General features: G+C 70.9%; 20 protein-coding genes. 12 read left to right on the top strand and 8 right to left on the bottom strand.

The window, feature by feature from the left end:
* The first annotated feature begins 188 nt into the window (after nt 1-188).
* A complete protein-coding gene (locus FHR56_RS14070) occupies nt 189-728 on the top strand; it encodes a hypothetical protein (RefSeq protein ID WP_160945332.1) in 540 nt (179 codons plus the stop codon).
* A gap of 140 nt (nt 729-868) precedes the next feature.
* Here the strand turns inward: FHR56_RS14070 and FHR56_RS20485 are convergent, their stop codons facing one another.
* Nucleotides 869-1,234, bottom strand: a complete 366-nt coding sequence (locus FHR56_RS20485) for a DUF6434 domain-containing protein (RefSeq protein ID WP_237473009.1) — start codon at nt 1,232-1,234, stop codon at nt 869-871.
* 169 nt (nt 1,235-1,403) lie between these two features.
* Nucleotides 1,404-2,660, bottom strand: coding sequence for a 6-phosphofructokinase (locus tag FHR56_RS14080; protein WP_160945331.1), 1,257 nt, complete (start codon nt 2,658-2,660; stop codon nt 1,404-1,406).
* A gap of 145 nt (nt 2,661-2,805) precedes the next feature.
* Here FHR56_RS14080 and FHR56_RS14085 point away from each other — a divergent pair, with 145 nt between their 5' ends.
* From FHR56_RS14085 to FHR56_RS14100, 4 genes are all read left to right on the top strand, one after another.
* Complete coding sequence (locus FHR56_RS14085; RefSeq protein ID WP_010343370.1) at nt 2,806-3,369, top strand: adenylate kinase; 564 nt, start codon at nt 2,806-2,808, stop codon at nt 3,367-3,369.
* A 532-nt stretch (nt 3,370-3,901) separates the two neighbouring features.
* Entirely contained in the window at nt 3,902-5,341 is a 1,440-nt protein-coding gene (mpl, locus tag FHR56_RS14090; RefSeq protein WP_160945330.1) for a UDP-N-acetylmuramate:L-alanyl-gamma-D-glutamyl-meso-diaminopimelate ligase, read from the top strand.
* A gap of 28 nt (nt 5,342-5,369) precedes the next feature.
* Nucleotides 5,370-5,951: an LON peptidase substrate-binding domain-containing protein gene (locus FHR56_RS14095; RefSeq protein WP_010343368.1), complete on the top strand. Its 582-nt coding sequence runs from the start codon at nt 5,370-5,372 to the stop codon at nt 5,949-5,951.
* A 278-nt stretch (nt 5,952-6,229) separates the two neighbouring features.
* The gene (locus FHR56_RS14100; protein WP_160945329.1) at nt 6,230-6,709 is read left to right on the top strand and encodes a protease inhibitor I42 family protein; all 480 of its coding nucleotides are present in this window, start codon (nt 6,230-6,232) and stop codon (nt 6,707-6,709) included.
* A gap of 91 nt (nt 6,710-6,800) precedes the next feature.
* On the opposite strand, the gene FHR56_RS14105 is transcribed toward FHR56_RS14100, so the two are convergent.
* Nucleotides 6,801-8,813, bottom strand: a complete 2,013-nt coding sequence (locus FHR56_RS14105; protein ID WP_160945328.1) for a bifunctional DedA family/phosphatase PAP2 family protein — start codon at nt 8,811-8,813, stop codon at nt 6,801-6,803.
* Between the two features lie 126 nt (nt 8,814-8,939).
* Nucleotides 8,940-10,331, bottom strand: coding sequence for a gluconate:H+ symporter (locus tag FHR56_RS14110; RefSeq protein WP_160945327.1), 1,392 nt, complete (start codon nt 10,329-10,331; stop codon nt 8,940-8,942).
* A 173-nt stretch (nt 10,332-10,504) separates the two neighbouring features.
* Here FHR56_RS14110 and FHR56_RS14115 point away from each other — a divergent pair, with 173 nt between their 5' ends.
* The 5 genes from FHR56_RS14115 to FHR56_RS14135 all read left to right on the top strand — a co-directional run bounded on the left by FHR56_RS14115 (nt 10,505) and on the right by FHR56_RS14135 (nt 15,404).
* Entirely contained in the window at nt 10,505-11,167 is a 663-nt protein-coding gene (locus tag FHR56_RS14115) for a serine/threonine-protein kinase (RefSeq protein WP_160945326.1), read from the top strand.
* A 132-nt stretch (nt 11,168-11,299) separates the two neighbouring features.
* Nucleotides 11,300-12,115 (top strand): NAD(P)-dependent oxidoreductase, encoded by an 816-nt coding sequence (locus tag FHR56_RS14120; RefSeq protein ID WP_160945325.1) that lies wholly within the window; start codon nt 11,300-11,302, stop codon nt 12,113-12,115.
* Between the two features lie 195 nt (nt 12,116-12,310).
* The gene (locus tag FHR56_RS14125) at nt 12,311-13,471 is read left to right on the top strand and encodes an ROK family transcriptional regulator (RefSeq protein WP_184502650.1); all 1,161 of its coding nucleotides are present in this window, start codon (nt 12,311-12,313) and stop codon (nt 13,469-13,471) included.
* A 118-nt stretch (nt 13,472-13,589) separates the two neighbouring features.
* Nucleotides 13,590-14,012: a VOC family protein gene (locus tag FHR56_RS14130; protein WP_019798348.1), complete on the top strand. Its 423-nt coding sequence runs from the start codon at nt 13,590-13,592 to the stop codon at nt 14,010-14,012.
* 159 nt (nt 14,013-14,171) lie between these two features.
* On the top strand, nt 14,172-15,404 hold the full coding sequence (locus FHR56_RS14135; protein WP_160945323.1) for an acetylornithine transaminase: 1,233 nt from the start codon (nt 14,172-14,174) through the stop codon (nt 15,402-15,404).
* A 9-nt stretch (nt 15,405-15,413) separates the two neighbouring features.
* On the opposite strand, the gene FHR56_RS14140 is transcribed toward FHR56_RS14135, so the two are convergent.
* Entirely contained in the window at nt 15,414-16,031 is a 618-nt protein-coding gene (locus FHR56_RS14140; RefSeq protein ID WP_160945728.1) for an HAD-IA family hydrolase, read from the bottom strand.
* 236 nt (nt 16,032-16,267) lie between these two features.
* Here FHR56_RS14140 and azu point away from each other — a divergent pair, with 236 nt between their 5' ends.
* Entirely contained in the window at nt 16,268-16,723 is a 456-nt protein-coding gene (azu, locus tag FHR56_RS14145; RefSeq protein ID WP_019797104.1) for an azurin, read from the top strand.
* 73 nt (nt 16,724-16,796) lie between these two features.
* Here the strand turns inward: azu and hemL are convergent, their stop codons facing one another.
* On the bottom strand, nt 16,797-18,089 hold the full coding sequence (hemL, locus tag FHR56_RS14150; protein ID WP_184502651.1) for a glutamate-1-semialdehyde 2,1-aminomutase: 1,293 nt from the start codon (nt 18,087-18,089) through the stop codon (nt 16,797-16,799).
* 598 nt (nt 18,090-18,687) lie between these two features.
* Nucleotides 18,688-19,311: a thiamine phosphate synthase gene (thiE, locus tag FHR56_RS14155; protein WP_160945321.1), complete on the bottom strand. Its 624-nt coding sequence runs from the start codon at nt 19,309-19,311 to the stop codon at nt 18,688-18,690.
* 72 nt (nt 19,312-19,383) lie between these two features.
* Here thiE and FHR56_RS14160 point away from each other — a divergent pair, with 72 nt between their 5' ends.
* Nucleotides 19,384-19,575, top strand: coding sequence for a rubredoxin (locus FHR56_RS14160; protein ID WP_019798180.1), 192 nt, complete (start codon nt 19,384-19,386; stop codon nt 19,573-19,575).
* 493 nt (nt 19,576-20,068) lie between these two features.
* Here FHR56_RS14160 and FHR56_RS14165 read toward each other — a convergent pair whose 3' ends face one another.
* Nucleotides 20,069-20,914: a SirB1 family protein gene (locus FHR56_RS14165; protein WP_019796091.1), complete on the bottom strand. Its 846-nt coding sequence runs from the start codon at nt 20,912-20,914 to the stop codon at nt 20,069-20,071.
* Nucleotides 20,915-20,986: the final 72 nt, after the last annotated feature.

Raw genomic sequence — 20,986 nt, forward strand, 5'->3', positions numbered from 1 at the left:
AGCATGCAACGACTCCGCGGCCACAACGCGCGCCGCTGGTGCGTATCGCAATGTCATCTGGCCTGAACGTGGGCGAGTATGCGCCTGGCTCCGTGATGCCGCCAGCGACCAGGCAGGGCGTCGCACTTTTGGCGTCCGGTTCAGTCTGCGCATGGCAGCGTGGCGCATCGCTTCCCAGGAGCCTTCCGATGCAATCGACGATTTCCCCGCGGCTGCGCGCACGCGCCTCGATCCTAGCCATCGCCCTGTGCGCGCTGGCGCCGCTGGCCGCGGCGGCCGCCGACCCGACCCCCGAGTTGCAGCGCCCGGCCAGCGCGCCGCAGGCGGTAGGCGTGGTCCACACCATTCGCCAGATCCCCGAGGCCTGCGTGCGCTTCGAGGGCGAGTACACCGGCGATGCGGCGCAGCCCTACCGTTTCTCCGCCGTGCGCAGCAGCTCCACCTGCCAGCCGCGCGCCAAGCTGGTCGAGTTCGACCAGGCCAAGCCCAGCGAGGCCACCGGCTGGAAGTTCAACGATCTGATCCGCGTGCCCAGCGCGGCCTGTCCGTCGCAGCAGGCGGTGGTGCGGGTGTGGCGCAAGCCGGTCGCACTGAATACCGAACGCGATGGCCAGGGCCAGTCGCGCATCTATCTGGAGGAGGCCAAGCAGCAGGCGGCCGCCGGCAAGGTCGCGCAGGTGCCGCAGTTCACCGCGCAGATGACCGTGGAAGGCAAGGCCTGCCGCTGAGCGGGCGGGTTGGCTGGGCCCGGCGTCTCGCCTGCACGGCGGGGCGGCACGGTCGCGACTGCGGCAGCGTGTGTACGCGACGAGAACGGAGCTGCGGTGACACGGCCCGCGCCGGCGGACGTGAGGTATCGACGCGTGCGTCAATCGGCGCTCAGGCCAGGCTCCCCGGCGTGGCGCGTCGCGCTATTTGGTTGCCGATCCGGCGCATGCGGTGTGTGACCGCCCGTCTCATCGGCTGACGTCGTGCCGATGTGCCGCCGCTGCCATGCGTCGGCGACGTCGCCCATGGTCTTGGCGACGCCATTCCTGATCCAGGCCATGAACGCGCGATCGAAGGCGAAGCCGTCGCCACATGCCGCAACGAGAAAACGACGCACGTTCTGCGTGTTGCTGTAGCGCCCATCCACCGGCGTCGCGCGCGTGATGGTGTCGCTGTGCCAATCGAAGCCCATCGTGGGACTCTCGCTGGTGCGGTCTTCGCGCTTGCCGCCGTGCATGCCGGCCATCTCGGACTTTGTGGGGGCGCTGGCACGCGTGCCGTCGTGCCAGCGCGTGGTGAGCGAGTGGGGTCTGCCATGCCTCCGTCGCCGCGCTTCAGGCGTTGGCGCCTGTCCCGCAGCGTGCCGCGCACCGGCGCGCGCCGGTCGCGGCACAGGGGGGCGTGCGCGCGCGTTGTCAGCCCTCCCAGGCCGGCAGCTTCTTCTTCACCGCCACGTTCTTCAGTGCCACGTACTTGGGCAGGCCATCCGTGCCGTAGGGCAGCGGCGCTTCGCCGCGGATCAGCGGCTGCAGGTAGCGGCGTGCCTTCTCGGTGATGCCGAAACCGTCCTTGCGCAGGAAGCCGGCCGGCATCTTCTTCTCGTGGTTGGCGACCTTGGCCAGCGGCGCGGCCTCGATCTTCCAGCGGTACGGCGCGTCGCTGCTGCGCACGATCGCCGGCATCACCGCGTTCATGCCCTTCAGTGCGAACTGCACCGCGGCCTTGCCGACCGCCTGCGCCTGCTCCCAGTCGGTGCGCGAAGCGATGTGGCGCGCCGAACGCTGCAGGTAGTCGGGCAGGGTCCAATGCACCTTGTAGCCCAGTTCGGCCTTGACCTTGCCGGCCAGGTAGGACGCCACGCCGCCGAGCTGGCTGTGCCCGAACGCGTCGGTGCCGCCGCCGGCATCGGCGACGAAGCGCCCGTCGGCGGTCTGGATGCCCTCGCTGGCCACCACCACGCACCAGCCGACCCTGTCCACCACCTTGCGCACCTGCGCCAGGAACGCGGCCTCGTCGTAGGCGCGTTCGGGGAACAGGATGATCTGCGGCGCGTCGTCCGGCGATTGCGCGGCCAGGCCGGCGGCGGCGGCCAGCCAGCCGGCATGGCGGCCCATGGCTTCGTAGACAAATACCTTGGTCGAGGTCTCGGCCATCGCCGCCACGTCCAGCGCCGCCTCGCGCACCGACACCGCGGTGTACTTGGCGGCCGAGCCGAAGCCCGGGCAGGTGTCGGTGACTGCCAGGTCGTTGTCGATGGTCTTGGGCACGCCGATGCAGTGCAGCGGGTAGCCGAACGCCTGCGCCAGCTGCGACACCTTCCACGCGGTGTCGGCCGAATCGTTGCCGCCGTTGTAGAGGAAGTAGCGCACGTCGTGTGCCTGCAGCACCTGCAGCAGACGCTCGTACTTGGCGCGGTCGGCCTCCAGCGACTTGAGCTTGTAGCGGCACGAGCCGAACGCGCCACCGGGGGTGTGGGCCAGCGCGGCGATCGCCGCCGCCGACTCCTTGGAGGTGTCGATCAGGTCCTCGCGCAGCGCGCCGAGGATGCCGTTGCGCGCGGCCAGCACCTTGACCTTGCGCGCCCGCGCTTCGCCGATGACGGCGGCGGCGCTGGCGTTGATGACGGCGGTGACGCCGCCGGACTGGGCGTACAGCAGGGTGCCTTGGGCCATGGTCGGGGTTCGCTCCTGGGGTGAGGACATTGCCGGGACATTGCCTGGATGCGGTAAGCTGGGGATCTTGCGGTGCAGCGCAGGCGTGGCCCCCGAGTCTAACGCCGCCGGCCGCGCACGGTACTTTCCTCGAGGAGTCAGGTTGATGCGATTGGTTCTGTTGGGACCGCCCGGATCGGGCAAGGGCACGCAGGCGGCCCGCCTGAAGGACAAGCTGCAGATCCCGCACATCTCCACCGGCGATCTGCTGCGCGCCGAAGTCGCCGCCGGCACCCCGCTGGGCGTGCAGGCCAAGGAAGTGATGGCGCGCGGCGATCTGGTTTCCGACGACATCCTGCTGGGCATGCTCGAATCGCGCCTGGGCCGCGACGACGTGCGCAACGGCTTCATCCTCGACGGCTACCCGCGCAACCTGGCCCAGGCCGGCGCGCTGGACGAACTGCTGGCCAAGCTCGGCCAGCCGCTGGACGCGGTGGTGCAGTTGGACGTGGCCAACGAACTGCTGGTCGAGCGCATCGCCGGCCGCGCCAAGGCCGAAGGCCGCGAGGACGACAACCCCGAGTCGGTGCGCAAGCGCCTGCAGGTCTACACCGATTCGACCGCGCCGGTGATCGGCTTCTACGACAAGCGCGGCACGCTGGCGCGAGTGGATGGTGTCGGCTCGCTGGACGAGGTGCTCGCCCGCATCCTGGCGGCGATCGGCCGCTGAGGCGGCTTGGCACGCCGGCGCCCGCGACGGGCGCCGGACGTGCAGACGGTGCGGGATCCCGACGATTGCGCGTCCCCGTTCACGACGCGCAACGCCCGTAGGAGCGGCTTCAGCCGCGACGGGCATTTCCGGGAAAGCCCATCGCGGCTGAAGCCGCTCCTACGAAGGTAAGCTTGTCTCCCGCCGCCGCACAGCGAGTGATCGACCGTGGGCGCGCATGCCGCTTGCCATGGGGCCAGGGTCGATAAAAAAAGTGCCAGCGAGCGGGCTTGCTCAGGGCCCCACGACATGAGCTCCCTTGGGGATGGTCTCTTGGGGAGTAGAACCACAGGGTGTCGAGGCTGGCCCGTTCATTCTCGGCGTCGGCTCCCGACTTGCCTATCGGGAACTTTACCCAGCCGATGTGGGGGATTCCCTACTTGACGGCGCAGCGGCGCGCTTGCCCCGAAGCGGTCCCGCGCGGGGCCTGTCGCCGCCAACTGTCGGCACGTCGCTGGTTTGCGTGCGCCGGGGGATCGGCGACAATCGGGCCATGAGCAAGATCCATATTCTCGGCATCGCCGGTACGTTCATGGGCGGTGTCGCCGCGCTGGCGCGCGAACTCGGCCATGCGGTCGAGGGCAGCGACCAGGCGATCTATCCGCCGATGTCCACGCAGTTGGAACACCTTGGCATCGCGCTGAAGCAGGGTTACCTGCCCGAGCACATCGCCGCGGACTGCGACCAGGTGATCGTCGGCAACGCGTTGTCGCGTGGCAATGCGGCCGTGGAAGCGGTGCTCGACGCCGGGCGCGCCTACACCTCCGGCGCGCAATGGCTGAGCGAGCAGGTGCTGCCGGGGCGCGACACCCTGGCGGTGGCCGGTACCCACGGCAAGACCACCACCACCAGCATCCTGACCTGGCTGCTGCAGGCCGCCGGGCGCGAACCGGGTTTCCTGATCGGCGGGGTGGCCGAGGACTTCGGCGTGTCCGCGCGGCTGGGGCGTGCCGTTGCCGAACCCGCATCCGGCGCTGCGCGCCACCTTGTCCCGGAGGGAGCAGGGGAGCAGGGGCCGGACCTTTCGGAACGGCCGCTCTTCGTTGTGGAGGCCGACGAGTACGACACCGCGTTCTTCGACAAGCGCAGCAAGTTCGTGCACTACCGGCCGCTGGTGGCGATCCTCAACAACCTCGAGTACGACCACGCCGACATCTTCCCCGACGTCGCCGCGATCCAGCGCCAGTTCCACCACCTGGTGCGGACGGTGCCGCACCGCGGCCGGCTGATCGTCAACGGCGAGGACGCGCACCTGCGCGAGGTGCTGGCGATGGGCTGCTGGACCCCGGTCGAGCGCTTCGGCTTCGATCCGGCCTTCGAGTGGAGCGCACGCCTGCTCGCCGCCGACGGCAGCCGTTTCGCGGTGCTGCACCAGGGCCGCGAACTGGGCGAGGTGGACTGGCCGCTGCTCGGCCGCCACAACGTGATGAACGCGCTGGCCGCGCTGGCCGCCGCCCATGCGGTGGGCGTGGCACCGGCGCAGGTGATGCCGGCGCTGGCGCGCTTTCGCAGCGTCAAGCGGCGCCTGGAGGTGCTCGGCCAGGCGCAGGGCATCACCGTGTACGACGACTTCGCCCACCATCCCACCGCCATCCGCACCACGCTGGAAGGCCTGCGCGCCAAGGTCGGCGCGGCGCGCATCGTGGTGGCGATGGAGCCGCGCAGCAATTCGATGCGGCTGGGCGCGCATGCCGAAGCGCTGGCGCCGTCGCTGGAGGCCGCCGACGCGGTGGTGTTCCTGCAGCGCCCGGAGCTGGCCTGGGATGCCGGCAAGGTGATCGCTGCGGTGCGCGGGGATGCCTGCGCGGCGCCCGACGTGGACGCCTTGCTGGCTGCGCTGCAGGCGCAGGCGCGCGCCGGCGACCACGTGGTGTTCATGTCCAACGGCGGTTTCGACGGGGCGCCGCGGCGCTTCCTGGCGGCGCTGCAATGAGTCTCGCCGGGCACGGCGGAGCCGGCGCGTGAGCCCGCAGCGGACCACGCTGCCGCTGTTCCCGCTGCACGCAGTCCTGCTGCCTGGCGCCTCGATCAAGCTGCGGGTGTTCGAGCGCCGCTACCTGGACCTGGTCCGCGAGTGCGGGCGCACCGACAGCGGCTTCGGCGTGTGCCTGATCCTGGACGGCAGCGAGACCGGCGCCCCGGCGGTGCCAGCGGCGTTCGGCACCGAGGCGCGCATCGTCGACTTCGATGTCGGCGCCGACGGCGTGCTGGTGCTGAGCCTGCGCGGTGCGCGGCGCTTCCACGTGCTGCGCAGCCGGGTCCGCGACAACGGCCTGGTGGTCGGCGACGTGGAATGGCGCGAAGCCGACGGCGACGACGAACTGCGTCCGCAGCACGCGCTGTTGGCGACCGTGCTCGACAGCATCCTCGACCAGGCCGCCGCGGTGTATCCGCTGGCCGGTCCGCGCCAGCTCGACCAGGCCGCCTGGGTCGGCTGGCGCATGGCCGAACTGCTGCCGCTGGACGAACGCCAGCGCCTGTCGCTGCTGCAGGAAGACGACCCGCACGCGCGGCTGGATCAGTTGCTGGCCTGGATTCCCTGAGCGAGCCAGGCGAGGGCGGTAGCGCCGTCCTCGCCTGCACGACGCATCGCAGGGCAGGGCGGCCCGAGCTCTGCGCGGCCTCGCGCCAGGATGCCCCCATCCGACACGATCGCCGCGCACTGCCTCGATGGGGCAGCGAAGGCGCCCACGCACGGCATTCAGCGCGCCGCTAGCAGGCGCAGGCGACGCTTGGCAGCGATCGGCGGCCGCCCGGCTGCCGGCACGGCATCCCGCCCTGGCGGCCTGACGTCCTATCCACGCACGATCGAGGACTTCGTATGAGGCGTTCCTTCCTGCTGTTGTTGCTGTCCGCCGGCGGCGCCGCGAGCCTGCCGGCCGTCGCCGCCGAGCCGCCCGGCACCACCGCCGCTGCCACCACTGGCCAGGCCGATTGCCCGCGCGGCGCCATCGCCCTGGTGACCGGCAATGCCGATCAGGTGTCGCCCAAGACCTGCCTGACGCCGTCGATGAAGCCATTCGCCCTGCAGCGCGGCCAACTGTTCGCCATCACCCTGTCCGAGAACGGCTCGACCGGCAGCGCCTGGGCCTTGCGCAGTCTGCCCGCGTCGCTGTCGCTGCTCGACATCGAACATGCACCGGGCACGGCCTGCGCCGCCGGCCGGATGGGCTGCCCCAGCAATGTCACCTACACCTTCAAGGCCACCGAGCACGGCAGCGGTACGATCGATCTCCTCTACGCCCGGCACTGGGAAGATCGGGCCACCGACTCGCGTTCGGTCCGGGTCGAGGTGAAGTAGCGGGACGGCGACGCGCCTGCGCCAGTGGCGGGTCGCGTCAACCGTGAGTCGCCTGCGCGTGCGCCATCGCGGCCCGCGTTGCCGCCGTCGTTCAGGGCGACGGCGGAGCCTCGTCGTCGCTGCGCACCAGCAGCACCGGGATCTCGCTGCGGCGGTGCATGTCCTTGCGCGTGGGCAGCGCGTGCAGCGCCTCGGTCACTGCGTTGAGCGCCGGATCGGCGCCGCGCAGCGGGCGCCACAAGCCGATCAGGTTGAAGTGGCGTTCGTAGCGCAGGCTTTGCGCGCTGCCCAGCCACAGCGGCACGTTGCCCGGCTGCAGGCGGGCCGGCGCTGGCCACAGGCGCAGCGCGTACAACTCGTCCGGATTCGGTCCGGGGCGCAGCATCAGCAGCGATTCCACCCGCGTGTCCAGCGTCGCCGGCAGCACCGGCACCTGCGCCGGCGTGGCCTTGTAGTCGAGCAACTGCAGCGCCTGCTGCCAGCCGGCCTGCGGCTGCACGCGCCAGCCGGCCGCTTCGAGCTGGCGCTGCAGCGGCGCCAGCGGCCCGGCCACCTGGATGTCCAGCGGCCAGCGCTGGTCGTCGTCGAACTCGTTGCGCCGCGATGGCAAGGTGCGCCAGTCGTGCTGCCACCAGGCCGCGTCGGCCAACTGCGTCAGCTGCGGCGGCGGCGGTTCGAACTTGGCCAGCTTGCGTTCCAGCTGGCGCGGCGCGTACCACAGCGCCGCAATCGCGAAGCCGCCGTAGAACAGCCAGGCCAGCGGCTTCATCCAGAACCCGCGGTTGAAGCGGCGGCGGTAGGCGATGCCCAGCACCAGCAGCCAGAAGATGCCGAACAGCATGCCGCCGACCACGTCGCTGAGCCAGTGCGCGCCCAGGTACAGGCGGGCGAAGCCGATCAGGGTCACCACCGCGCCCGACAGCAGGTACGGCCACACCCGCGAGCGCCCGGGCAGTTCGCGGGCGATCAGCACCGCGAAGAAGCCGAAGCTGATCGTGGCCATGGTCACCGCCACCGAGGGGAAGCCGAAGCCGCTGCTGGCCGCCGGCGGGCGCACCACGTGCACGGTGGCGCCGAGCAGCTTGGTCAGCGCCAGGCCGAAGGCCAGCGCCGCCAGCCAGTGCGCCGCGGCCATCCAGCGCCGGCGCCAGGCCAGGTAGAGCAGGCCCAGCGCGGTCGGCGGCACCAGCACCTGCCAGTTGCCCAGCGAGGCCAGCGCGGTCATCGGGTAGTCGGCCAGCGGGTTGCGCAAGGCCAGCATCAGGTCGTGCACGGCCAGGTCCAGGCGCAGCGGCTCGCCGTGCGCCACCACCACCATCAGCAGCGCGAACCAGCCCCAGCCCAGCGCCAGCAGCATCACCGCCAGCATCGCCAGCGGCACCGACTCGCGCCGCTGCGGATCGAACACCGCGATCGAGTAACGGCCCAGCACCGGATGCCGGCGCGACCAATCCAGGCCGCGCGCCAGCAGCGCGTCCATGTGCCCGGCCGACCAGCGGTAGCCGTACAGCACGATGGCCCACACCAGGCCCAGCGCCAGCGCCAGCAGGCCCACGACCAGGAACAGGCGGCCGGCGACCGCGGCGACTGCGTCGTAGGCCTGGCCCAACAGCCAGCCCGGGCCCAGGAACAGCAGCGCCCAGGTCACCGCGGCCACGCTGCTGGGCAGCAGATAGCGCCGCAGCGGCATCTTCATCATGCCCGCCACCGCCGGCACGAACGGACGGATGGCGCCGACATAGCGCGCCACCAGGATGCTCTTGAAGGCGTTGCGGCGGAACATCGCCTCGCCGCGGTCGAGCAACTGCGGGTAGCGCTTGAACGGCCAATAGTTGCGCAGCTGATGGCCCCAGCGGTAGCCGACCCAGTAGCTGACCGCATCGCCGATCAGCGCGCCGAGCGCGGCGCTGATCACCGCATACGGGCCGGAGATCTGGCCCAGGCCGATCAGCACGCCGATCGCGAACAGCAACGGCAGCGCCGGCACCAGCGTGCCGAGGATGATGACCGCATCGCAGAACGCGATGGCGAAGATGACCGCGCCGGCCAGGACGGGGTGTGCTGCGATCCACTCCAGCGTGGCATCGGTCCATGAGGCATTCATCGGGCGATTATAGAGGGAGCACGATGACCGTCCGTGCACGCGACCGCGCTGCCGATCGTGACCGGTCCCTGGGCCTGCCTGCGCTGCCGCCGGGCGACGGCGAGGCGGCGAGACCGTCGCCGCGGGTCACGCCAACGGCGGCAGCAGGTTCAGCAACAGCACCATCCCCAGCCCCACCAGCGCCACGATGGACTGCACCACCGAGATCGTCTTGGTCGCCTCGCCCATGCTCATGCCGAAGGACTCCTTCACCAGCCAGAAGCCGGCATGGTTGGCGTAGTTGAAGAACAGCGAGCCGCAGCCGATGGACAGCGCCAGCAACGGCAGGTTGAGCGTGGGCTCGGCGCTGCCGAGCGGCGCCAGCAGCCCGGCGGCGCCGACCACGCCGACGGTGGCCGAGCCGGTGGACACCGACAGCAGCATCGAGATCAGCCAACCCAGCAGCAGCGGCGACAGCGCCAACTGCTGGCTCATGTGCACGATCGCATCGCCCACGTGCGCATCGGTGAGCACCTGCTGGAAGGCGCCGCCGCCGGCGATGATCAGCAGCACGCCGGCGACCGGCTTGACGCTGTCGCCCAGGGTCTTGCGCAGTGCGGCCGGTGTTCCCGGCCGCAACGCGACCTGTGCGAACAGCACCCCGAGCAGCATCGCCACGATGGGGTGGCCGACGAAGGCGGTGGCATGCAGCACCGCCGAGTCCTTGCGCAACAGCATCTCGGCCACCGCATGGCACAGCATCAGCAGGGCCGGCGCCAGCGCCGCCAGTACGCCCAGGCCGAAGGCCGGCGGCGTACGTGGTGCGGACGCGCCACCGTCCGCGGCGTCGGCCGACGCGTACTGCGCCAGCAGTGCGGCATCCGGTTCGGCCTGGATGTGCCGCGCGATATAGCGGCCGTACAGCGGTCCGGCCAGGACGATGGCCGGAATGGCCGCGATGAAGCCGTAGAGCATGGTGGCGCCCACGCTGGTCCCCAGCGTGGCGATGGCCGTGAGCGGACCGGGATGCGGCGGCACCATGCCGTGCATCGCGGCGAGGGCGGCGATGACCGGGACGCCCACGTAGGCATAGGCCGAGCCGTTGACCTGACGATCCGCTTGCAGCTTGCGGGCCACGCCGAAGATCAGCGGCAGCAGGATCACCAGGCCGACTTCGAAGAACATCGGGATGCCGACGATGAAGGCGACGCCTGCCATGGCCCAGGGCAGCGCGCGCGGCGACGCGCGGCGCAGGATCGCGTTGGCCAGCGTGTCGGTCACGCCTGCCTGGGCCAGCAGTTTGCCGAGCATCGCGCCCAGCGCCACCACCAGGCCGACCGCCCCCAGGGTCTTGCCCGCGCCCGTGGCGACGGCGTGCAGCAGCGCGTCCATCGGCATGCCGACCACCAGGCCGGCGACCAGCGACACCAGCAGCAGCGCCAGCAGCGGATGCAGCTTGGGGCGTGCCACGATCAGCAGGACCAGGGCGATGACGCTGAAGAGCGCGGTGAACAGCAGAAACAGGTCGTTGGAGCTCATGGGGGCGCTGTCGCGTGGATCGGCCGCAAGCTTAGCCTGCGGCATCGCCCGAGCGCCGGACGCTTTCGGCGAGATCGTGTGACGCCGCGGCGAACGGCGCGCTGCCGGCAGGGACAAAGGTGCGACGGGCCCGACCCGCCTCGCAAACGGCAGGGCACGTTTACACTGGCCGGATGCCTGCCCCCGCGTCCCGCACCGTGCACATCCTCAAGGCCGACAGCTTCGGCCGCATCCTGCTGCTGGGCGAGGGCGAGGCGCGCTTCGTCCGCCGCGACCTCACCGCCTCGCCCTGGTGGCTGCGGCTGCCGGCGTGGTGGCTGGCGCGGCGCGAGGCGCTCGCCCTGCGTCACCTGGACGGCATGCCGGCGACGCCGCAACTGCGCGGCTGGGACGGCACCTTCCTGGATCGCAGCTACCTGGACGGCGCGGCGATGTACCAGCGGCCGCCACGTGGTGACCTGGCCTATTTCCGCGCCGCGCGGCGCCTGCTGCAGCAGGTGCACCGGCGCGGCGTGGCGCACAACGATCTGGCCAAGGAGGCGAACTGGCTGGTGCTGGAAGACGGCAGCCCGGCGTTGATCGACTTCCAGCTCGCCGTGCGCGGCGCACCGCGCGCGCGCTGGATGCGCCTGCTGGCGCGCGAGGACCTGCGCCACCTGCTCAAGCACAAGCGCATGTACTGCGCCCACGCCCTGACCCCGGTCGAACGGCGCCTGCTCAAGCGCCATTCCTGGGTGCGCGACCTGTGGTTCGCCAGCGGCAAGCCGGTGTACCGCTTCGTCACCCGGCGCCTGCTCAAGTGGGAAGACAACGAGGGGCAGGGGCCGAAGCCCTGAGAGGCCGGGATTGGGGATTGGGGATTCGGGATTGGGGATTGGCAACGGCGCATGGTGGCGCCTGACCCTGCCCTGGTGGGGACAGCAAGGCGCTAAGCTTTGGCGAATCTCCAATCCCGACTCCCCAATCCCGTGACCTTACAAGGCAAAACCCTCTTCATCACCGGCGCCTCGCGCGGCATCGGGCTGGCGATCGCGCTGCGGGCGGCGCGCGACGGTGCCAATGTGGCGATCGCGGCGAAGTCGGCGGTGCCCAATCCCAAGCTGCCTGGCACCATCCACAGCGCGGCAGCGGCGGTGGAGGCGGCCGGTGGGCGCGCGCTGGCGCTGAAGTGCGACATCCGCGAAGAGGAGCAGGTGCGCGCGGCGGTGGCGGCGACGGTCGCGGCCTTCGGCGGCATCGACATCCTGGTCAACAACGCCAGCGCGATCTGGCTGCGCGGGGCGCTGGAGACGCCGATGAAGCGCTTCGACCTGATGCAGCAGGTCAACGCGCGCGGCAGTTTCCTGTGCGCGCAGGCGTGCCTGCCGCATCTGCTGCGCAGCGCCAACCCGCACATCCTGACCCTGGCGCCGCCGCCGTCGCTGGATCCGAAGTGGTGGGCGCCGCATACCGGCTACACCCTGGCCAAGATGGGCATGAGCTTCGTCACCCTGGGCCTGGCCGGCGAGTTCGGCCCGCAAGGCGTTGCCGTCAATGCGCTGTGGCCGCGCACGCTGATCGCCACCGAGGCGTTGAACATGATCCCTGGCGTCGAGGCCGGCAACGGCCGCCGCCCGGAGATCATGGCCGATGCCGCGCACGCCGTGCTGACCCGGCCGGCCGCCGGTTTCTACGGCCAATTCCTGATCGACGACGCAGTGCTGGCCGAGGCCGGCGTGCACGATCTGTCCGGCTATGCGCTGGATCCCTCGCAGCCACTGTTGCCGGATCTGTTCCTGGATTGAGACCCGCTGGTGGCGGGCGCGCGGCAGATGCGACGCGGCGCCGCGTTCCGGACGCTGGGAGGCCGCGATCGCAACGCGCTGCGTGCGGGTGGCGGCGCGCTGCAAAGACGCTCTGTTCCATCCGATCGCGGTCGGTGCCGCAATGACCAAGCGCGGCGCGGCTATGCTGCCGGGGTCTTCATGCCACCGCCGCCCATGCCCGCTCCAGTCGCCGTCGCCCTGCCGCGCCTTCCCGAGTCCCGCCACGCCATCCATGCCGATCTCAGCGACAACGAGCGGCACATGCTCGATCGCCTGCGCCTGGCCGGCACCGCCACCCGCGCCGATCTCAGCCGCAGCACCGGGCTGACCGTGCAATCGGCGGTGCGCCTGGTCGATGCGCTGGCCGAGCGCGGCCTGGTCGCGATCGGCGCCTCGCTGGCGCACGCGGGCCGCGGCAAGCCGGGCGCGGGCATCGCGCTCAACCCCGGCTACGGCCATACCGTCGGTTATGCGATCGCCACCGATGCGCTGTCGCTGGCGCTGCTGGATTTCAGCGGGCAGATCCGCGCCACCGCCGAGCATGCGCTGCGCTCGACCGAGCCGGCCGCCCTGCTGGCGCAACTGCGCGAGGCCGACGCCGCGCTGACGGCGGCGGCCGGCGCCGGGCTCGGTCCGCGCCTGGGCGCGGGCGTGGCGATGACCGGCTTCTTCGTCGAGGACGGCGTGCACATGAACCCGCCCGAGCCACTGCGCGCGCTGGGCCAGCTGTCGATCGGCGACTGGCTGGCCGAGGCGCTGGGCTTGCCGGTGTGGGTGGACAACGACGGCACGGTGGCGGCGGCGGGCGAGAGCCTGCTCGGCATCGGCCGCCAATACCGCGATTTCGCCTACCTGCACTTCAACTACGGCCTGGGCGGCGGCGTGGTGATCGATGGCGCCTGCCTGCGCGGGGCGCACGGCAACGCCGGCGAGTTCGCCGGCATGCTGCCGCAGCAGGGGCTGGAGCGCGGCACGCTGGAGCTGTTGCGGCAGTTGCTGGCGGAGGACGGCATCGCGCTGCCCGACATCCGCGCGCTGCTGGCGGCCTACGATCCGACGTGGCCGGCGATCGAGCGCTGGATCGCACGGGTGGCGCCGGGCCTGTCGCTGATCGTGTCGGCGATCGTGGCGATCTTCGATCCGCAGGCGGTGGTGTTCGGCGGGCGCATGCCGCGCGAACTGGCGACGCGGCTGATTCCGCACGTGCGCATCGACAACCAGCCGCGCCGCGGCCAGGCGCGGCCGTTGCCGGTGCTGCTGCCGGCCGCCGCCACCGCCGATGCCAGTGCGGTGGGCGCGGCGGCGCTGCCACTGAAGGCCTGCTATTTCCGCTGAACCGGTGCTGCCGCGGCGTCGCCATGCCTGCACGGCGCCGGCGCTACCCTATGCGTCCTCTCCGCGCGCCGCCGCAGTTCCGCGCGCGCCCCATCCCCCCACCATCGGAGTTGTCACGATGAAATACCTGCACGCCATGATCCGCGTCCACGACCTGGAGAAGACCAGCAAATTCTTCACCGAAGGCCTGGGCCTGCACGAGACCCGCCGCATCGACAACGAAGCCGGCAAGTTCACCCTGGTGTACTTCGGCGCCCCGGAGAACCCGGAGGCCGAGGTCGAACTGACCTACAACTGGGGCTCGGACGAGGACTACGGCAGCGCCCGCAATTTCGGCCACCTGGCCTTCGAGGTCGACGACATCTATGCCCTCTGCGCGCACCTGCAGTCGCTCGGCGTGACCATCAACCGGCCGCCGCGCGACGGGCGCATGGCCTTCGTGCGCAGCCCCGACCTGATCTCGATCGAACTGCTGCAGAAGGGCGAGGCGCTGGCCCCGGCCGAACCGTGGGCATCGATGCCCAACACCGGCGTCTGGTAAGCACAGCCAGCGCTGCCGCCGCCGCGCCGTCGCCGGCGGCGCGCGAGCGTGTGTCCGTCGCGGCGGGCCGGCGCCGCGTTGCGCCGGCGGTCGCGGTCCGACCGCCGCGCCTGCCGCGGCGGTCTCTATAATCGGCGCTTTCCCCGCAGGACTGCCTCGATGACCGCTTCTTCCGCCGCGGAGCTGATCGCCCTCGGTCAACGCTACAGCCTGCCGATCTACCGTCCGCGCCAACTGGTGCTGGAGCGCGGCCAGGGCGCCCGGGTCTGGGACAGCGAGGGACGCGACTACATCGACCTGTCCGCCGGCATCGCCGTGTGCGGGCTCGGCCACAACGATCCGGACCTGCAGGCGGCGCTGCTCGAGCAGGCCGGCAAGCTGTGGCACACCAGCAACGTGTTCTACAGCGAGCCGCCGCTGCGCCTGGTCGAGGAACTGGTGGTGGCCTCGCGCTTCGCGCACAAGGCGTTCCTGTGCAATTCCGGAGCCGAAGCCAACGAGGCGGCGATCAAGCTGGTGCGCAAATGGGCCACCGCCCAGGGCCGCCCGCCGCAGCGGCGGGTGATCGTCACCTTCCGCGGCAGCTTCCACGGCCGCACCCTGGCGGCGGTGACCGCCACCGCGCAGCCCAAGTACCAGGAAGGCTACGAGCCGCTGCCCGGCGGTTTCCGCTACGTCGACTTCAACGACATCGTGCAGCTGGAAACGGCGATGGCCGCCGGCGACGTGGCCGCGGTGATGCTGGAGCCGGTGCAGGGCGAGGGCGGGGTGATGCCGGCGGCGCCGGGCTTCCTGGCGCAGGTGCGGGCGCTGTGCGACCACCACGGCGCGCTGCTGGTGCTGGACGAGATCCAGTGCGGCATGGGTCGCACCGGCACCCTGTTCGCGCACTGGCAGGACCAGGTGACGCCGGACATCGTGACCCTGGCCAAGGCGCTGGGCGGCGGTTTCCCGATCGGCGCGCTGCTGGCCGGGCCGAAGGTCGCCGAGACCATGCAGTTCGGCGCGCACGGCACCACCTTCGGCGGCAACCCGCTCGCCGCGGCGGTGGCGCGGGTGGCGCTGCGCAAGCTGGCCTCGACGGCGATCGCCGCCAACGTGTCGCGGCAGTCGGCGGCGCTGCGCAAGGGCCTGGCGGCGCTCGACGAGGAGTTCAGGTTGTTCTCGCAGGTGCGCGGCCGCGGCCTGATGCTCGGTGCGGTGTTGAATCCGGCGCATGCCGGGCAGGCCGGGACGATCCTCGACCACGCCGCCGCGCACGGCGTGCTGACCTTGCAGGCCGGGCCGGACGTGCTGCGCTTCGTACCGGCGCTGAATCTCACCGATGCCGAACTGGGCGAAGGCCTGGCGCGGTTGCGCAGCGCGCTGCGCGCCTACCTCGCCGCGCGCTGACCCAGCAGTTCAACCCAGCCCGTGCCGCGCCAGCGCGCGGCGCAGGGCGCGTGCGCCGCTGGCGGTTTCCGCGGCCATGCCGATCGCGCGGGCGCCGCGCACGTTGACGAACAGGTCGTCGATGAACAGTGCCTGCCGTGGCGCGACACCGAAGTGGGCCAGCGCCTGCCGGTACACCGCCGCGTCCGGCTTGCGCCCGCCCAGGCTGCCGCTGCACAGCACGCGCCCGTGCAGCAGCGGGAACAGCGCCGGCACGATCTGCGGCAGCGCCTGTGCCATCAGCGCGCCGTTGTTGGTCAGCACGCCGACGGCCACGCGCTCGGCCAACGCCAGCACCTGCGCGACCACGCCGGCATCGGCGCGCGTGGCCGCCACCCGCGCAGCGATCCATGCAGTCGCATCCACCTGGGCGCCCAGGCCCACGCTCAGCCGCTGCAGGTAGCTGGCGGTGTCCAGTTCGCCGCCGTCGTAGGCGGTCTCCAGCCCGGAGCCGAACAGTACCTCGCGCACCTGCGCCGCCTCGCATCGGCAGTGCGCGGCCAGCGCGGCGATGCGCGCGGCGCGCGTGTAGCGCGCCAGCACCCCATCGAAATCGAGCAGCAGCAGGGCCGGCCGCGCGCGGATCATGGCGGACATGCGTGCGCCTGCGTGGCTGGCTGCAAGCGCAGTGAACGTGGCGAGGGAGCTGCGCCGATCGAGCCGCGTTTCGCGCTCGTCGCCGCGCGCGGCAGCGCGTGTCGATGATGCAATGCGCCATCGCTTGTCGTTGACAAGCCGTTACGCGCGAGTGGACAGTCGGGGCACATCGCCGCACGCATGATCTGCCGTGGCGCAAACCTGTCTTTCTTGCCGAGGAATCCGCCTTGAACACCAAGTTTCCGTCCCTGCTGCTCGTCCTGTCCGGCCTCGCGTTCGCGCCTGCCGCCTGGGCCAAGACCTGCGCGGTGACCATCACCGGCACCGACCAGATGTCCTTCGACCAGACCCAGATCAAGGTCGCGGCCGATTGCACCGAGGTGGCGGTGACGCTCAAGCACAGCGGCAAGCTCGCCGCCGCGGTGATGGGCCACAACTGGGTGCTGACCAAGACCCCGGATTTCCAGGCGGTGGCCAGTGCCGGCACCAGCTCCAGCCTGGCCGACAGCTACCTGCCCAAGAACGATCCGCGGATCATCGCCCACACCAAGGTGATCGGCGCGGGGCAGTCGGACACGGTCAAGTTCTCCACCGCCAAGCTCAGCAAGGGCGGCGACTACACCTTCTTCTGTTCGTTCCCGGGGCACTGGGCGGTGATGAAGGGCAAGTTCGTATTCGGCTGATCCAGCACAGCGTCGCGGCGCCAGCCATCGGCGCCGTGCGTTGTCGTCATGCCATAGTCGTGGCGCCGGCATCTCAGCCGGCGGCGACCACTGCGAATGCCTCGCGCGCCGCGGCCAGGGTGGCGTCCAGCACGCCCTGGTCGTGCGCACTGGAGACGAAGCCGGCCTCGTAGGCCGAGGGCGCCAGGAACACGCCGCGCTCCAGCATCGCGTGGAAGAAACGGTTGAACGCAGCGGTGTCGCAGGCGGTGGCCTGCGCATAGGTCTCGACCTTCTCGGTGGTGAAGAACAGCCCGAACATGGCCCCGACCTGGTTGGTGGTGACCGCCACGCCGGCCGCCGCCGCGGCGGCTTCCAGCCCGGCGCACAGCTGCGCGGTGGCCGTGTCCAGGCGCTGGTGGAAGCCCGGTGCCTGGATCAGTTCCAGCATCGCCAGCCCCGCGGCCATCGCCACCGGGTTGCCGCTGAGCGTGCCGGCCTGATAGATCGGCCCCGACGGCGCCACCTGCCGCATCAGCTCGGCGCGCCCGCCGTAGGCGCCCACCGGCATGCCGCCGCCGATGATCTTGCCGAAGGTGGTCAGGTCCGGGGTGACCCCGTAGTGCGCCTGCGCGCCGCCCAGGGCGACGCGGAAACCGGTCATCACCTCGTCGAAGATCAGCAGCGCGCCGTGCTGCGTGCACAGCTCGCGCAGGTGCTGCAGATAGCCCGGCCGCGGCGGAATGCAGTTGGCGTTGCCGACCACCGGTTCGATGATGACCGCGGCGATCTCGTGGCCGATCCGCTCGAACAGCGCGGTGGCGCCCTCGGCGTCGTTGTAGGCCAGAGTGGCGGTGAGTTCGCTCAGGCCCGCCGGCACGCCCGGCGAGGTCGGCACGCCCAAGGTCAGCATGCCGCTGCCGGCCTTGACCAGGAACGAGTCGCCGTGGCCGTGGTAGCAACCTTCGAACTTGACGATGCGGTTGCGCCCGGTGGCGCCGCGCGCCAGGCGCACCGCCGACAGCGTGGCCTCGGTGCCGGAGTTGACCATGCGCACCATCTCGCAGGACGGCACCAGCCGGGTAATGGTCTGTGCCATCGTCACCTCGGCCGGACACGGCGCGCCGAACGACAGCCCGTCGCCGATCGCGCGCTGCACCGCCTCGCGCACCGCCGGGTGGTTGTGGCCGGCGATCATCGGCCCCCACGAGCCCACGTAGTCGATGTAGCGGTTGCCGTCGACGTCGTACAGGTACGGACCATCGGCGCGCTGCACGAAGAACGGCTCGCCGCCGACCGACTTGAAAGCGCGCACCGGCGAATTGACGCCGCCGGGAATCAGCGATTGCGCTTGGGCGAACAGGGCGTGCGAGCGGGAATGGTTCATGAGCGGAAATCCTTGGCGATGCTGGCCAGGCCGATCGGCCGGGCACGGAGCGAGGCCGTCTATTGTCGCGGCTGCCGCCGGCATGCGCCATGTCGTCGATCCGCCGCGCTCGGCGCCACGCCGTGATTTGCCGTCTACGCTCAAGCGCTAGCCCCTCTCCCGCCGGGGGAGGGGTTGGGGTGAGGGTCCGGCGTGCAGCGACGCGCGATGTCTTGGTGCGCGAGGTTTCGCCCGCACCCTCATCCGCCCCTGCGGGGCACCTTCTCCCAAAGGGAGAACGGAAGCGCTAAGTCCCTCTCCCATCGGGAGAGGGGGTGGGGTGAGGGTCCGGCGCGCAGCGACGCGCGATGTCTTGGTGCACGAGGCTTCGCCGTACCCTCATCCACCCCTGCGGGGCACCTTCTCCCAAAGGGAGAAGGGAAACGCTAAGCCCCTCTCCCATCGGGAGAGGGGTTGGGGTGAGGGTCCGGCGCGCAGCGACGCGCGATGTCCGGGTGCATGAGGCTGCGCCCGTACCCTCATCCACCACTTCGGGGCACCTTCCCCCGAGAAGGGCGCATGGTCCCGGTGGGAGAAGGAAGGCGCTAGGTCCCGTGCCTCAGTCGAAACAGGCGCGGTACGCAGCCAGCGCCGTGCGTGGATTGGACGCATCGAATACGCCGCTGATCACCGCCAGCAGGTCGGCGCCGGCCGCCACCAGCGGGCGCGCGTTGTCCGGGGTGAGGCCGCCGATCGCCACGCGCGGCAGACCCAGTGCCGCGGCCTCGTGCAACAACGTGGGCGTGGCGCGGCGCGTGGTGACCTTGCTGCGGGTGGGGAAGAACGCGCCGAAGGCGACGTAGCTGGCGCCGGCGGCCGCGGCGCTGCGGGCCAGCGCCAGGTCGTCGTAGCAGGACGCGCCGATCAGCGCCTGCGGCCCGAGCGTGGCGCGCGCGGCGGCCAGGTCGCCGTCGTCCTCGCCCAGGTGCACGCCGGCCGCGCCCACCGCCTGCGCCAGGGCGACGTCGTCGTTGACGATCAGCGGCACCCCGGCTTGCGCGCACAGCGCCTGCAGTGCCGCGGCCTGCTGCTGCCGTTGCGCGGCATCGGCGCGTTTGTTGCGGTACTGCAGCCAGGTCACGCCCTGGTCCAGCAGCGGTGCCACCCGTGCCAGCAGGCGCGCGCCATCGGCTTCGTCGGGAGTGATCAGGTACACGCCGCGCGGCGCCGGGGATGCGTTCATGGCCAAGCCTTCCGATGCGTCGACGGCGATGGGACAATGCCGTTCCGTCCGACTGTGACCTGCGATTATCCAATGAGCGACGCCACCGCCACCACCTATCGCACCTGGATGTGCGTCGTCTGCGGGTTCATCTACAACGAGGCCGACGGCCTGCCGGAAGAAGGCATCGCCCCCGGCACCCGCTGGGAAGACGTGCCCGACACCTGGACCTGCCCGGACTGCGGCGTGACCAAGGACGATTTCGAGATGGTCGAGATGGAGTGAGGCCGGGATTGGGGAGTCGGGATTGGGGATTCGTTGGAGCCCGGTTCCGCCTTTTTTCCTGCTGGTAGATGCGGCTTCGTTCCCCTGGATCAGTCGCGATGTGGCGCTGGTGATGCCTGATTCGGGAGTGAAGGCAGCCTCCGCTCCCGAGATCCATGTCTTAGATGCGGCTTTCTCTGGGTTGTCTGGGCGATGCGATCGCGTTTGCCGCGATGGCGCCGCTGACTGGCGTGATGCGGGAGAGGCTTCAGTTCCCACCCGTCCGCCATTGTCGCGTCGGGGCTGAAGCCCCTCCCACAGTGGCGATGCGTTGACGACGCGGGTTGCGCGCGCCTCAAAGAAGCCCGTGACGGTGTGGAGCGCTTACAGCGACGCCACACTGCATGGCACGTCCAAATCCCGAGTTCCGGCGTTCAACAGCCGCAGGTTGGTTCTTGCGATCCCGGCTTTCCACCGCCGCAGGCGGCTCATCCCGAATCCCGAATCCCCGCCGTCAGTGCATCCGCTGCGCGCGGGCGCTCAGTTCCACCAGGCGCTCGCGGATCGGCAGGGCGTCGGAGGCCTCGGGGTTCAGTTGCAGGTAGCGGCCCAGGTCGCGGCGCGCGCCGGGCACGTAGTCCATCTGCAGGTAGGCCATGCCGCGGTCGCGCAGGGCTTCGGGCTGGTCCGGCATCAGCTTGAGTACGCGGTCGGCGCTGCGCGCGGCGCGGTCCCACTCGTCGCGTTCGGCATACAGGCCGTGCAGGTTGCGCAGGACACGGGCGAGGATCGCGCGATGCGGTGCCGGGTCCAGGATCTGCAGCAGGGCGCGGTCGTCCGGGCTTTCGCCGCCCATGTGCGGCCGCGCGCGCTCGCGCAGTTCCTCCACCGCCAGCGGGCGCCCGCCGTTGAACGGGTCCATCACCAGCAGGCCGTCGTCCACCGGCAGGCGCACCAGGAAATGCCCGGGGAAGGACACGCCGTCGAGCGGGATGTCCAGGCGCCGCGCCACTTCCATCTGCACCAGCGCCAGCGAGATCGGGTTGCCCAGGCGCCGCTCGAACACCTGGTTCATGTAGCTGTTGCGCGGGTCGTAATACTCGTCGTGGTTGCCGGTATAGCCCAGCTCTTCGAACAGGTGGCGATTGATCGCCGCCATCTTCAGCGGCCACTGCTCGATTGTCGCCACCTCGTGACGCAGGTGGTCGGCGTGGCTCTGCGCCAGGGTGTCGTAATGGGCGGCATCAAGTTCCGGATACTCGTCGCGGGCGATCAGCAGTGCGGTCGCCAGCAGCGGCAGGGCATCGTCGTCCAGAGCGGCTAGGGTATTCCAGCTCGGCAATGTCAATCGGGCGGCCATGGCCCAAGACTGGCGGCAAAGCCGAGCCCGATCAAGTCCGGCGGTTCCCGACAGCGGTGTCGGGTTCAGCGC

The sequence above is a fragment of the Xanthomonas sp. F10 genome, assembly GCF_014206815.1.
In the GTDB taxonomy this organism is placed as follows: domain Bacteria; phylum Pseudomonadota; class Gammaproteobacteria; order Xanthomonadales; family Xanthomonadaceae; genus Xanthomonas_A; species Xanthomonas_A indica.

Coding starts and splice junctions, on each gene's coding strand:
- FHR56_RS14070 (WP_160945332.1), top strand. CDS start 189: ATGCAATCGACGATTTCCCCGCGGCTGCGCGCACGCGCCTCGATCCTA.
- hemL (WP_184502651.1), bottom strand. CDS start 18,089: ATGAACCATTCCCGCTCGCACGCCCTGTTCGCCCAAGCGCAATCGCTG.
- FHR56_RS20485 (WP_237473009.1), bottom strand. CDS start 1,234: ATGGCCGGCATGCACGGCGGCAAGCGCGAAGACCGCACCAGCGAGAGT.
- FHR56_RS14110 (WP_160945327.1), bottom strand. CDS start 10,331: ATGAGCTCCAACGACCTGTTTCTGCTGTTCACCGCGCTCTTCAGCGTC.
- FHR56_RS14100 (WP_160945329.1), top strand. CDS start 6,230: ATGAGGCGTTCCTTCCTGCTGTTGTTGCTGTCCGCCGGCGGCGCCGCG.
- FHR56_RS14135 (WP_160945323.1), top strand. CDS start 14,172: ATGACCGCTTCTTCCGCCGCGGAGCTGATCGCCCTCGGTCAACGCTAC.
- FHR56_RS14085 (WP_010343370.1), top strand. CDS start 2,806: ATGCGATTGGTTCTGTTGGGACCGCCCGGATCGGGCAAGGGCACGCAG.
- FHR56_RS14130 (WP_019798348.1), top strand. CDS start 13,590: ATGAAATACCTGCACGCCATGATCCGCGTCCACGACCTGGAGAAGACC.
- FHR56_RS14165 (WP_019796091.1), bottom strand. CDS start 20,914: ATGGCCGCCCGATTGACATTGCCGAGCTGGAATACCCTAGCCGCTCTG.
- FHR56_RS14125 (WP_184502650.1), top strand. CDS start 12,311: ATGCCCGCTCCAGTCGCCGTCGCCCTGCCGCGCCTTCCCGAGTCCCGC.
- mpl (WP_160945330.1), top strand. CDS start 3,902: ATGAGCAAGATCCATATTCTCGGCATCGCCGGTACGTTCATGGGCGGT.
- FHR56_RS14115 (WP_160945326.1), top strand. CDS start 10,505: ATGCCTGCCCCCGCGTCCCGCACCGTGCACATCCTCAAGGCCGACAGC.
- FHR56_RS14080 (WP_160945331.1), bottom strand. CDS start 2,660: ATGGCCCAAGGCACCCTGCTGTACGCCCAGTCCGGCGGCGTCACCGCC.
- FHR56_RS14105 (WP_160945328.1), bottom strand. CDS start 8,813: ATGAATGCCTCATGGACCGATGCCACGCTGGAGTGGATCGCAGCACAC.
- FHR56_RS14140 (WP_160945728.1), bottom strand. CDS start 16,031: ATGATCCGCGCGCGGCCGGCCCTGCTGCTGCTCGATTTCGATGGGGTG.
- FHR56_RS14160 (WP_019798180.1), top strand. CDS start 19,384: ATGAGCGACGCCACCGCCACCACCTATCGCACCTGGATGTGCGTCGTC.
- thiE (WP_160945321.1), bottom strand. CDS start 19,311: ATGAACGCATCCCCGGCGCCGCGCGGCGTGTACCTGATCACTCCCGAC.